Annotated in this window: 11 protein-coding genes and 1 pseudogene; 6 read left to right on the top strand and 6 right to left on the bottom strand. The window is 58.5% G+C overall.

Features of this window, described 5'->3' with window-relative positions; genetic code table 11:
* Positions 1 to 238 precede the first annotated feature (238 nt).
* From EKD05_RS23900 to EKD05_RS23885, 4 genes are all read left to right on the top strand, one after another.
* On the top strand, positions 239 to 1411 hold the full coding sequence (locus tag EKD05_RS23900; RefSeq protein WP_129677881.1) for an amino acid ABC transporter substrate-binding protein: 1173 nt from the start codon (positions 239 to 241) through the stop codon (positions 1409 to 1411).
* 64 nt (positions 1412 to 1475) lie between these two features.
* Positions 1476 to 2672, top strand: a complete 1197-nt coding sequence (locus tag EKD05_RS23895) for an amino acid ABC transporter permease (protein WP_129677879.1) — start codon at positions 1476 to 1478, stop codon at positions 2670 to 2672.
* An 8-nt stretch (positions 2673 to 2680) separates the two neighbouring features.
* Positions 2681 to 3907, top strand: a complete 1227-nt coding sequence (locus tag EKD05_RS23890; protein ID WP_129677877.1) for an amino acid ABC transporter permease — start codon at positions 2681 to 2683, stop codon at positions 3905 to 3907.
* The gene (locus tag EKD05_RS23885; RefSeq protein ID WP_129677875.1) at positions 3904 to 4647 is read left to right on the top strand and encodes an amino acid ABC transporter ATP-binding protein; all 744 of its coding nucleotides are present in this window, start codon (positions 3904 to 3906) and stop codon (positions 4645 to 4647) included. Before EKD05_RS23890 ends, EKD05_RS23885 begins: the two co-directional genes overlap by 4 nt.
* 62 nt (positions 4648 to 4709) lie before the next feature.
* Here the strand turns inward: EKD05_RS23885 and EKD05_RS23880 are convergent, their stop codons facing one another.
* From EKD05_RS23880 to EKD05_RS23865, 4 genes are all read right to left on the bottom strand, one after another.
* The gene (locus EKD05_RS23880) at positions 4710 to 5120 is read right to left on the bottom strand and encodes a DUF3054 domain-containing protein (protein ID WP_129677872.1); all 411 of its coding nucleotides are present in this window, start codon (positions 5118 to 5120) and stop codon (positions 4710 to 4712) included.
* A 61-nt stretch (positions 5121 to 5181) separates the two neighbouring features.
* Complete coding sequence (locus EKD05_RS23875; RefSeq protein ID WP_129677870.1) at positions 5182 to 6552, bottom strand: alpha/beta fold hydrolase; 1371 nt, start codon at positions 6550 to 6552, stop codon at positions 5182 to 5184.
* Positions 6553 to 6742: 190 nt separating this feature from the next.
* Complete coding sequence (locus EKD05_RS23870; protein ID WP_129677868.1) at positions 6743 to 7693, bottom strand: metal ABC transporter solute-binding protein, Zn/Mn family; 951 nt, start codon at positions 7691 to 7693, stop codon at positions 6743 to 6745.
* Between the two features lie 87 nt (positions 7694 to 7780).
* Positions 7781 to 8446, bottom strand: coding sequence for a Yip1 family protein (locus tag EKD05_RS23865; RefSeq protein WP_129677865.1), 666 nt, complete (start codon positions 8444 to 8446; stop codon positions 7781 to 7783).
* A gap of 179 nt (positions 8447 to 8625) precedes the next feature.
* Here EKD05_RS23865 and EKD05_RS23860 point away from each other — a divergent pair, with 179 nt between their 5' ends.
* On the top strand, positions 8626 to 10035 hold the full coding sequence (locus EKD05_RS23860; protein ID WP_129677863.1) for an MFS transporter: 1410 nt from the start codon (positions 8626 to 8628) through the stop codon (positions 10033 to 10035).
* 51 nt (positions 10036 to 10086) lie between these two features.
* Positions 10087 to 10692: an ATP-dependent Clp protease proteolytic subunit gene (locus tag EKD05_RS23855; RefSeq protein WP_129677861.1), complete on the top strand. Its 606-nt coding sequence runs from the start codon at positions 10087 to 10089 to the stop codon at positions 10690 to 10692.
* A 70-nt stretch (positions 10693 to 10762) separates the two neighbouring features.
* Here the strand turns inward: EKD05_RS23855 and EKD05_RS23850 are convergent, their stop codons facing one another.
* Entirely contained in the window at positions 10763 to 11827 is a 1065-nt protein-coding gene (locus tag EKD05_RS23850) for an alpha/beta hydrolase (RefSeq protein ID WP_240695916.1), read from the bottom strand.
* A 116-nt stretch (positions 11828 to 11943) separates the two neighbouring features.
* Positions 11944 to 12369 (bottom strand): annotated as a pseudogene (locus EKD05_RS23845) (ATP-binding protein); the annotation flags it as partial.

Here is a 12369-nt window from a genome sequence, read left to right as displayed (position 1 = left end):
AATACAAACGTATGCTCAAACCTATCATTCTAGCACGTTGGTTCTCGCCCTGCCTGCACGGAAAGTGCGGGAGAGCCAATTCCAGTGTGACAAATTCACAAAACACCCCGGCCGCGAGTGCCACTGTTCAGCTTCCTACGCTGAAGTCATCCCATTGGGTTCGTTGCGGTGACGTGGCGTTGATACCGTTTCAATGCCGAGTCGCCGCGTAGAGCATATGTAAGGGACAGGAGACCAAATGAAACGACAGCTTCTGATCGTTCTCGTCGGTGCGCTTGCCATGATTCTGGCAGCGTGTGGTGGACAAACTCCCCAGGCCCCGGCCTCGCCCGCTCCCGCCGATACGTCGGCTCCGGCAGCCCCTGCTGACACGTCAGCCCCGGCTCAGCCCGAGGCCACCGAAGCCCCGCCTGCGACCACGGCCCCGCCTGCTGGTGGTGTGACCGAGCAGCCGACCGCTGGTGGGCGCATCCAGACCATTCTTACCCGCGGCGAGTTGATCTGTGGCGTCAACCAGGTGCTGCCCGGCTTCGGCAACGTTGATAGCGCTGGCGAGTTCAGCGGCTTCGACGTTGACTTCTGCCGCGCGGTTGCTGCCGCTCTCTTTGATGATCCCACCGCCGTTCAGTTCCGCCCGCTGACCGCCCAGGAGCGGTTCACTGCGGTGCAGACGGGTGAGGTCGACGTGCTGATCCGCAACACGACCTGGACGCTGACCCGCGATGGTTCGGTCGGCCTTGACTTTGGCCCCGTGACCTTCTACGACGGCCAGGGCATGATGGTGCGTATCGACAGTGGCATCGAAACCCTCGAGGACATGGAGGGTGCCACCATCTGTGTCCAGAGTGGGACGACCACCGAGTTGAACCTGGCTGACAACTTCCGTGCCATCGGTGTGAACTTCACCCCGCAGGTCTTTGAGGATGCCGACCAGACGGCTGCCGCCTACGATGCCGGTCAGTGTGACGGCTTCACCACCGACAAGTCGGGCCTGGTGAGCTATCAGACCAAGCTGGCCGTGCCGGCCGACCACAAGATCCTCGACGTGACCATGTCGAAGGAGCCGCTTGGCCCGTCAGTGCTTCAGGGCGATGCGCAGTGGGCCGATGCGATCAACTGGATCGTGCTCGCGACCATTCAGGCTGAGGAATTCGGCATCACCTCCGAGAATATTGGCGACTTCCTGACCAGTGACAACCCCGACATTCGCCGCTTCCTTGGCGTCGAGGGTGAGCTTGGGCAGGGCGTTGGTCTGCCCAATGACTTCGCTGCCCGCATTATTAGCAGCGTCGGCAACTACGAAGAGATCTACAACCAGAACCTTGGCCCCGAGACACCGTTCAACCTGCCTCGCGGCCAGAACGCGCTCTACACCGATGGTGGGTTGCTCTACTCACCGCCCTTCCGCTAGAAAGCCCCTCGGCCCGTCTGCACCGGCAGACGGGCCACTCTTTATGCTGTGAGAGGAGCAAGCGATGGCAACTGCTGCGCCACCAGTGCAAAAGACAACCATCCCCTTCTGGCGCGACACGCGCATTCTGGCTGTTTTGTTTCAGGTACTCTTTGTCATCATTGTGGTAGGTGTGCTCTGGTTTTTCTACACGACGATGATGGCCGGACTTCGCCAAGCGAATCTCCTCCCAAGTTTTGCTTTTCTCTCCCAACCAGCAAGTTTCTCGATTGGTGAAAGTGTTATTGCCTACGACCCAAGCAATACATATGGCTATGCGTTGCTGATTGGGGTACTCAACACGATCCGCGTCGCTGTCGCAGGGGTGATTCTCGCCACCATTATCGGAATCATGCTGGGCATCAGCCGCCTTTCCGAAAACTGGCTGTTGCGCAATGTTGCCACGGTCTATGTCGAAATTGTGCGCAACGTGCCGCTCTTGTTGCAACTCTTTATGTGGCTTGCCCTGACCCAGACCTTTCCGCGCCAGCAAGATAGCATCAGTATTTTCGGGCTGATCTATTTACATAACCGCGGGGTCACGATGGCATGGCCCGAAACAGGCAGTGACTTTGGCGCGTGGGTTCCGTGGCTCTGGCTTGGTCTGCTGGCAGGCATTGCCTTTTATGTTGTGCGCCGCATCCAGTTTGCCCGCCGTGACCGCCCCGGTGTCGCGATGCCGCAGGCTTTTTTGCTTGCTGGTGCCGTCGTCACCATTGGCTATCTCTTTGTCGGCCTCACCAAGGGCGAGTGGCCGCTGACCCTCTCGGTTCCTGAATTGGAACGCTTCAATTTTGTTGGTGGCATCGGGCTCACCCCTGGTTTTGCGGCCCTCCTGATTGGCCTAGTGATTTATACCTCGGTCTTTATCGGTGAGATTGTGCGTAGCGGCATTCAGGCCGTCAATAAGGGACAACGCGAAGCCGCCCGTGCCCTGGGCCTGACCCCTGGGCAGACACTGCGTTTGGTTATTTTCCCCCAGGCCCTGCGCATTATGATCCCGCCGATGACCAGTCAGTACCTGAATCTGACCAAAAATAGTAGCCTCGCCGTCGCGGTTGGTTATCCTGACCTCTTCTCGATTGCCGGCACAACCCTCAATCAGACCGGCCAGACGGTGCCGGTGATTATGATGGTGATGGCGGCGTATCTCACGGTCAGCCTGGTGACGTCGTTGTTTATGAATTGGTATAACAAGCGCATTCAGCTCGTCGAGCGTTAGGGAGTAGCATGGCAACTGAGGTTTCCCAGAGTCAGGCCCGTGCGCCCCAACCAGGGATTGATGTTCCTGGCTGGCTGCGCAAAAATCTCTTCAGTACCTGGTACAACTCACTGATTTCGATCGTCTTGCTGGTGATCGTCTTTCAGGTTGTTACCGGTTTCTTCCAGTGGGCCTTTACTACCGAGGGCTGGATCGCGGCCGCTTCCAATGGACGCCTGATCCTGGTTGGTCGTTATCCTGCGGCTGAGTTGTGGCGCCCGCAATTGGCTCTCGCCCTCGTGGCCGTCCTGCTCGGCCTCAGCGGTGGTGTTTGGCGCGGGATTGCGCAGGCGCTGACGATTGGCTTTGCTGGGATGATGCTTGTGCTGACTGCCCTCTGGACGCAGTTGCCCCCGGCGAATCCACCAGCCCCACTGACGACCGAACTCGTGCTTGTTGGCATTGCCGCGCTAGTCGGTGGGGCGTATGCGGCGGGACGCGCAGGCGGTGAGCGGTTGCGCTGGCCGATTATTGCGGGCTGGTTTCTGGCCTACCCCATGATCATCCTGATCCTCCAGGGCTTTGGCGGCGCCACCGTCCCAACCAACCTCTGGGGTGGCTTGATGTTGACAATGCTGCTGTCTGTCAGTGGCATTGTGCTCTCGTTCCCCCTTGGGGTCTTGCTCGCCCTCGGTCGGCGCAGCAGTCTGCCCGTGGTCAAGTTCTTCTGTGTGGTCTATATTGAACTGATCCGCGGTGTTCCGCTCATTACCGTGCTCTTTATGGCCCAGTTGATGCTGCCCCTCTTTTTGCCCTCGGAAGTGCGCATTGACGCGGTTGTGCGTGCGGTGGTCGCGGTGACGCTCTTTAGTGCCGCCTACCTTGCCGAAAATGTGCGCGGTGGCCTTCAGTCGATCCCCAAAGGTCAGGTTGAAGCCGCACGTGCGCTCGGCCTCAATGTGGTGAAGACCACGCTGCTGATTACCCTGCCGCAGGCCCTCAAAGCGGTTATTCCGGTGCTCGTTGGGCAGTTCATCTCGCTCTTTAAGGATACCTCCCTCGTGGCGATCATTGGTCTGCTCGATCTGCTCGGCGTTGCCCGTGCCATCAATACTCAGCCCGAATGGCTCGGGTTCCCCGGTGGCGTCTGGCGCGAGACCTTCTTTGTCGTCGCGGTGATCTACTGGATCTTTAGCTTTACGATGTCACGTAGCTCTCGCCAGATCGAGGCGAATCTGAATAGAGGTGCAAGATGAGTGATAAAAGTGAAGATATTATCGTTTGCGAGAATGTAAGCAAGTGGTTTGGTGAATTCCGAGCGCTCAACGATGTTTCGATTCGGGTAAAGAAGGGTGAAGTGGTCGTCGTCTGCGGTCCTTCGGGCAGCGGCAAGAGTACCTTCATTCGCACGATCAATCGCCTGGAAGAACATCAGCAGGGTCGAATCGTTGTTGATGGGATCGAGATGAGCAACGATATTCGCAATATCGATGCCATCCGCCGCGAAGTCGGCATGGTCTTTCAACAATTCAATCTCTTTCCCCACCTGACGGTGCTGCAAAATGTGACCCTTGCCCCGGTCTGGGTGCGCAAAAAGACGCGCAAAGAGAGTGAGCAGCGGGCGCTCGAACTGCTGGAACGCGTCGGCATCGTCGAGCAGGCGTTGAAATTCCCTGGACAGCTTTCGGGTGGGCAGCAGCAGCGTGTTGCGATTGCCCGCGTACTCGCGATGGAGCCGCGTATCATCCTCTTTGATGAACCAACCTCGGCGCTCGACCCCGAGATGGTCAAAGAGGTGCTCGATGTGATGAAGACGCTCGCCAGCGAGGGCATCACGATGATTTGTGTCACCCACGAAATGGGCTTCGCCCGCGAGGTGGCCGACCGCGTCGTCTTTATGGATCGCGGCCAGATTGTCGAAGAGGGCACCCCCGAACACTTCTTCACCAACCCACATCACGAGCGCACCAAGCTCTTCTTGAGTCAGATCCTCTGAAATGATCGTGGAGCGCACAAACAGGCCAGCTTTGCTGGCCTGTTTGTGCGCTCCAAAAGACGCTAACGTCGTTCGATCAGGGCAAAGATCGTCCGCCAACCACCGACGAGGATCAGCGCGGCGATAAAGGTGACGACATAGAACGAGATCGGGCTAAAGCGCCCCATGATCGCCGCACGCACCAGCGAGCCAATGATGATGCCGCCACTCCAACCGAGCAGAGTCGTACGCAGCATACCACCAACATCCGAGGTGGAAGCATCGCTATAGGCCCCAACGAGTGGTGCCACCACGAGCCAGCCAGCCAGAAAGGGCGCGGCGGTACGTGCAACCTCAACCAAGGCTTCCGGGCCAATTGCGAGCCCGTGGCTCCCCCGTCCAATTGCCGCAAAGACCAGAAAAGCCACCACATCCCCGGTCACCAAACCTGCTGTGCGTACCGGATCAAGCTGTTTCGCAACACCAATGTTCATACAGGCTCCCTCATAGTATGTTCCCTGGCCGATGCTGGCTTGTGGATTGCAGCACCCAACTTCATACTGTTTCGCCGACCGCCCCACCTTGCAGTTGTGCTGCCAGCATCTGCATCTGAAAATTCGCGAGGCGCAAACGCAACGCCAGCGACGAGGCCAGATTCCAGACCACGGCATTGCCGAGGGCAGGATCATCTTCTAGCAGTGCACGTAACTGTTCACGCTGCAACACCAGCACCACCGCACCATCTAAACCAGCCCGTAGGGCGGCACTTCGCCGCCCACCGTCAATCAAGGCCATTTCGCCGGTGAGTTGGCCGCGCAAGACCGTCGCAAGCTGGCGCGGCGGGGTATGCTCGTCAACGGCACTTGTCCAGACTTCAACCGAGCCATCCTGGATCAGATAGAGATCGGTGCAGGCTTCATCAGCTTCAGCCACCATTGCCCCGGCTTGATGGACGCGTCGGCGCATCAGAGCTGCCAGACGCGTGCGTTGCGCGAGACTCAAACCACTGCCAAGATCCGAGTTGGCGAGAAAGCTAGCCACCTCACTCGTGATCACCGCCGACGTGGTTGAATCCTCCAGGCGCGTTGTAATGAGGGGCAACGCCAGGTACGAAGCCAGCATACGCCAGGTGAACTCAGGCGTCTCGAACTGCGGCCAGTGACCGGCCTTGGGCACAATGCGCAAATCAGCGCCAACCCACTCATCGGCGACAACCCCGGCATCACGCAGGGGAACGGTATTATCTTCGGCCCCCCAGATGACCAGCGCGGGCGTTTCCAGGTTGCGCAAGCGGCCACGCAGATCATTATCGCGCATCGCGGTATAACACTCGGCGCGCACACGACCCTGCCCGGGACGGCGCGCATCCGCCCGCAGGCGCAGATAATCAGCCTCGCTAATCGCACTCCGTTCGGCAAACGAGGCAGGGCGCATCAAGCGATCGGTGATGCGCAACAACGATGGTTCCATCGCCGAAACCAGGCGATCGGCAACCGCAAGGCGTTCAAGCATCGTAATCGGCGCAATCGCATAGGTAATCCACGCCGAGAGTTGCCCACTGATCGTTGGCGCGAGCAGCACCATGCGATCAATCAACTGGGGATAGCGCAGCGCCATGGTGATGCTGATCATCCCCCCCATCGAATGGCCTACCAGGGTTGCTGGGCTATCGGTAAATTCCTGAACGAGTTTGGCCAAGAGATCGACATACCGCATGATCGTGGTACGCGTAGGGAGACGTTCGGAATTGCCATACCCAGGCAGATCAACGGCAAGGCAATGAAAACGCCGGCTGAGAATAGGCAACAGCGGCGACATCGCATACCACGAACTTGACCAGCCGTGGATCAACAGACAGATCTGGCCTGTCCGCGGCCCATCTTCGCGCGCATAGATGCGCGTACCATCAATCGTAAAGGTAGGCATAGGCGTATTATACCAAAATGCATCGCGGATAGGGGCTTGTAGGCCGAGAATTGCCACAAAGCGCTATCAAGATAAACGCGGTTGCCGCCCACGTTTCACGCACGGGGTCGCAGGTCGCCGCCTAAGCGTTTGTGCGTTGAAAAAAGCCAGCGTAGCTGGCTTTTTTCAACGCACAAACCGAGAACAGCGCTTACGGGGCAAGCGCCGCGACAATCGTATCAAGATTGTGACGCATCATGCCAAGGTATGTCCCGGTAGGCGTGTCTGGCTCGCCCATGGCATCAGAGTAGAGTTCACCTCCAATGGCGACGTCACGGCCCTGGGCACGCACGGCCTGCTGCACGGCCTCGATGGTACGCGGTGAAATCGTTGATTCAACGAAGATCGCCGGGACGTTGTTTTCAACGATGAGCGTGGCAAGGGCCTGGATATCACCGACGCTTGCTTCGCTGGTGGTGCTGATGCCCTGCACCGCCTCCACCGTCAGCCCGTAGGCATGACCCAGGTAGCCGAAGGCATCGTGTGCTGTCACCAGGACGCGCTGCGCCGCGGGGATGCGCTCAACCTCGGCCAGCAGAGTGGCGTGGAGAGCTTCGAGTTCGGTGACATAGGCGGCTGTATTCGTGGCATAAAAGGCTGCATTATCAGGATCAAGCTCGCTCAGCGTATCACGAATGATCGAGGTGACTTCGATCCAGAGCTGAACATCATTCCAGATATGAGGATCGTACGGCTTGCCCTCTTCGGGCTCCCACTGCAACAGCAACTGCTGATCAAGTTGCTCGGCGACTGCGACCGTACGCACCTGCCCCCGTTCACCGATCTGCTTGAGCACCCGTTCAAGCTGTGCTTCGAGTTGCAGACCGTTGTAGAGGATGAGATCTGCCTGTTGGAAGGTCTGCAAGTCACCCTCGGTGGCAACATACGAATGAGGATCAAGGCCCGGGCCAAGCAAGGTAGTGAGTTCAACCCGATCTTGGGCGATATTCTGTACCATATCGGCAATTTGCTGGGTTGTTGCGACAACCTTGAGGGGCGCAGTCGGCCCATCGGTTGCGGGTGGCGCAACGTCAGCGGCAGGCCCACAGGCAGCAAGCAAAACAACGGCAACAATGATCAGACTAAGCATACGCATCAACATAAGGTCACGCTCCACGTCTTTTTTCAAATTTCGGCTTACCTAAATTTTATTTTAGCATACAGCAAAAATACTTGTCAAGCCTGCCTCTCAGTTCTTATTCAGCAGGGTAATCAAGAGTGCCGATCCCCCAAAGAGCGCCATAAACCCACCGACGATGAGGGCGATTGCCAGGATCCATGAGAGGAGGGCCCGCACGAGTGAGATCTGGTGTGCTTCAGCAAGGCCGATGATGCTCAAAAGCCCGGCCCATCCCCAGAGTCCCGCCTGTGTTGCATAGACTGTTGTGGTTATGTGGCTTGCTGAGGCTGGGAGGGCAAGTGCGATGATCCAGAGGGGAAGGCCGACAAGCATGGGCATACTTGACCAGACCAGGGCTCGCCGCACATGCCAGGGACTGGCTCGCCCCCCGAGCATCCACCCGCCGGCGCGCAACAATACCCCCCCGAGCATCAGGACGACCCCGCCAAAGAAAGGCCCTGTGAGCAGAATCAGTGCGAGCAGCTCACCATTGCTCAACTCGACGCCGAGCTCTCCCCAGGCGGCCCACCCAAAGAGCAGGCTTATGCCCGCGAATGCACTGAGGATCCACGTTTCAAGCGTTGAACGCAAGGCCAGCGCCGAGTGCAAGGCCAGGCGTGGCTGATACCAGATGGCGCGCCATGGATTGACATAACGATATTCTGGCGCGGTTTGCCCGGATGGTCGCGTGGGTTCATGAACGTCGGTGATGGTTGGCCTCTTTGGTTCGTTCATGCCCCGTCCATATCTCTCCGCCTCTCTTGCCGCAAAGCGCACAGAGATTATACCTTTTTTGAGGATAGTGGTGATATAGTAATCCTTACAGATAAGTGGGGCTTGTGCTGGCGAAAACGTCCAGCAAAGCTCGCTCTTTTCACCCGCACAAGAACAGTACAACAGAGGAGCAGTGCGTTATGGCTGAGCAGGCGACACCTCCAGCGTCGGTGGGTGCAGTTCATGAACGGTTGCCGTTGAAGACACGTTTTGCGTTTGGGGCTGGTGATGTAAGCCCTGGTATGGCGGCGATTATCGTGGGGTTTTTCCAGGCGCTCTTTCTGACGACGGTGGCCGGGCTTAACCCTGGCGCGGTCGGGCTTATTCTGTTGCTCAGTCGGGTGTGGGACGCGATTACTGATCCGTGGATGGGCCTGATTAGCGACCGGACGCGCTCACGGTTTGGGCGTCGTCGTTTCTGGATGCTGGTGGGGGCGGTGCCGTTTGGCCTGATCTATATGCTGCTCTGGTGGGTGCCACCGCTTGGTGAGACCGGGCGGTTTTTCTATTATCTGGTGGTCATTCTGGCCTTCAATACGGCGTATACGATCGTGAATGTGCCGTATACCTCGTTGACTGCCGAGTTGACGAGTGATTACGATGAACGCACTGCGCTCAATTCGTTTCGGTTTGCCTTTAGCATCGGCGGGAGCCTGATTGCCGGGGTGTTGCATGGCATTCTGATTACGCGTTTCTGTCTCGATCCGAATCGGTGCCTGCCAGCCGAGGCGCAGGCGGGTTATTTCTTGTCGGCGGTTATCTTTGGCGTTGTGATGATCTGGCCCTTTCTCTGGTGTGTGTTGGGGACGCGCGAGCGTTATACGCCCCCGGCAACGACGATGACGCTGCCGCTGCGTCAGCAATTCCAGATTGCACTGCGCAATCAACCCTTCCTCTTTGTCATTGGTGTCTACCTCTGTTCGTGGATGGCTCTTCAGATCACGCAAAATGTGATCGGTTTTTATTTAACTTTTTACCTGCGTCGGGCCGATATGTTCCCGATTGTGCTGCTGGCCGTGCAGGGTTCCGCCATGATCTTTCTTTTTGTCTGGAGCGCGGTGAGCCGTCGGATCGGCAAGCAACGGGTCTATTATATTGGCATGTGCTTCTGGATCGCGGTGATGTCCGGGCTTTTCTTCCTTGGGCCTGACCAGATTACGCTCGCCATTGTGCTGGCGGCGCTGGCGGGGGTCGGCATTGCGACGGCCTACCTGGTGCCCTGGAGCATGTTGCCCGATGTGGTCGATCTTGATGAACTGAATACCGGCCAGCGACGCGAGGGTATCTTTTACGGGGTGATGACCTTTACGCAGAAGACGGCGGTCGGGGTTGGCATTGCGTTGACGTTGCAGGCCTTGCAGTGGTACGGCTTCAATCGTGATCTCTTGCCCGGCGAACAACCCGAAAGTGCGCTGCTCGCCCTGCGCTGGATGATCGGCCCCGTGCCGACGGTGCTATTGGTGATCGGCATGATCCTGGTGTATCGTTACCCGCTTACACGGGAACGCCACGAGGCGATTCTGACGCAATTAGCTGAGCGCAAGGGCTGAACGTGCTATACTACTTCTACGGAAGTTCGTCCCGCAATAGAAAGAATATGTATGGCTTCGTTGCCAGTCCCTACCATTATTGAGCGTACCGCGCGTGGTGAGCGCTCGTGGGACATCTTTTCACGGATGTTGCAAGAGCGGGTCATTATGATCAGTACGCCGATTGATGATGACATGGCGTCACTCGTGGTGGCTCAGTTGCTGGTGTTGCAACATCAAGATCCTGAGCGAGATATCTGGCTCTATATCAACAGCCCCGGCGGCGTGATCCGTGCTGGCTTGGCGATTTACGATACGATGCAACTGATTACGCCTGATGTTTGCACGGTGTGCGTCGGGCGGGCGGCAAGTATGGCGACGGTGCTGCTCTGTGGTGGGGCGAAAGGGAAGCGTTTTTCCCTCCCCAACGCGACCATTCACTCGCATCCTGCCGGTGGTGGTGCCGAAGGCTATGCCCCCGATGTTGAAATTCAAGTCCGCGAAATGCTGCGTCTCCAGCGGATGATTCGCGAATTGATGGCGCAGCATACCGGCCAGACGCTCGAACGGATCGAGAAGGATTTCAACCGTGATGCCTATTTGACGCCTCAACAAGCGATTGATTACGGCTTGATTGACGCAATCCTTGACCCTGCGAAAAATGTGCGTTCTCAGTGATCCTTATCGGCCCGTGGTGGACTGAAAAAAGCCAGCTATGCTGGCTTTTTTTAGTCCACGAAAACTACGATTAAAGCCGTAATTTGGCCGCTAGCCACGTTACGGTGATGCCGATCGTTGTGGGTTCGCTCGGCAGCGAGACATGACTGGCCCCTTGGATCAGGTGAAATTCGCCCCAGCCTTCGCTGGTTACCCGCACTGCTTCAGCCGCTTCCTCAGGTACGACGGCATCCCTTCCCGCATAGATCAAGAGCAGTGGTGGCCGGGCCGCCTGGGCCTTCAATCGGCCCAGGCTTTCCATGAGATCCAGGTGATCAAAAAGATCCCATGTGCCAATCTCGGCCCGAATGCCGCTCGTCTGCCAGGCTTGCACGATATGGTAAAGCGTGCCATCGCGAAAGAGATGGAGCAACGTCGGGCGGAGGATGCGGAGAGCTTCGTTGCGCTGAACCTGGCGATATTCGTCGGCATTGAGGCGCAGCTGCGGCGCCACTTCCCAGAGTACCAGGGCATCACATGGCGCACCTTCGGCGACCGCACGGGCCGTCACCGCCCCGCCGAGGCTCATGCCGAGCAAGGCAACGCGGGCATAGCGCTCGCGAAGCCAGCGCGCCGGGCCGGCGACGCTCTCGAGGATCGCTGGATACGCCTGGGGGCGGGGACTTTCGCCGTGCCCATCGAGATCAATGAGCAGCACGGCAAGACCGTGTCCGATGCATTCGTCAGTTAGCCGCCACGCATAGAAGGTCTTGTCGCACCCCGAGCCGTGAGCGACACAAACTGCTGATCGCGCCCCGGTGCTTGGGGTGATATGCAGGGCAGGAACTGGGCCATAGGCCCCTTCGATCGCAACACGTTCAATCGTCCGATCAAGATATTGTCCGGGTTGCAACCGGAGGCGCGGGTTGAGTTGGGGGTGGCGCAGGCTTGCCAGGCCAACCTGGAGGGCCGTTGCCACGGGCAAACTCGTTGCCAGGGCCAGTGGCCCTGGCCGGGCCATTGCCAGAGCACCGACGCTGACCAACGGCCCCAGGCGGCCTAGCCCCCACCTCAACCCACGTAACTCACCCTGCCCGGCCAACCCCTCCATCAAGCCGAGCCAAAACCCGATCCCGCTGAGAAAAGAACGTAGCATAGTTTCTCGATCACCCTTCGCTTCACTCCTAAGACAAGGATTTAGGAGCTAGAAAATAGGAAAGAGCCGAGCGCATCAGGACGCGATGGAGGCATCCAATTCGATAGTACTTGGTCTTACGCCCGGACGACGGCGATCGTGCGTCCCTGCGGCGAGATGGCCGTCTCCACCGTGGTGCGCTGGGCGATGGGGGGTTGGCCGCTGCGCCGGTCGAAGACGACCAGCCAGCCTCGTTCGAGCCCCAGCCCGGCGAGGTACAGGTCGAGTTGGGCCAGCCCCTCGTCGCGGGGGTCGGCCTCGCCGTCGCGCCAGACCTTGAGTTCCATGCCCATCGTAACGGGCTGCGGGCCACCATAGCGCAGGCAGAGGTCCATGCGCCGCGTGCCGATGGCGTACTCGCGGTCGAGCGAGCCGTTGCCGTTGACGACGCGGTGCAGGAAGGCCATCAACACCAGGTGTGGGGCAATCTCGTGATAGTGGACGCTGCCGAGTAGGGGCTGGCCGTGTTGCCGCCAGAAAGCGAGGAACGCATCGAGCAGCTT

The organism is Candidatus Chloroploca sp. Khr17, assembly GCF_004138165.1.
Classification (GTDB): domain Bacteria; phylum Chloroflexota; class Chloroflexia; order Chloroflexales; family Chloroflexaceae; genus Chloroploca.
This window is presented reverse-complemented; position numbering and strand designations above follow the sequence as displayed.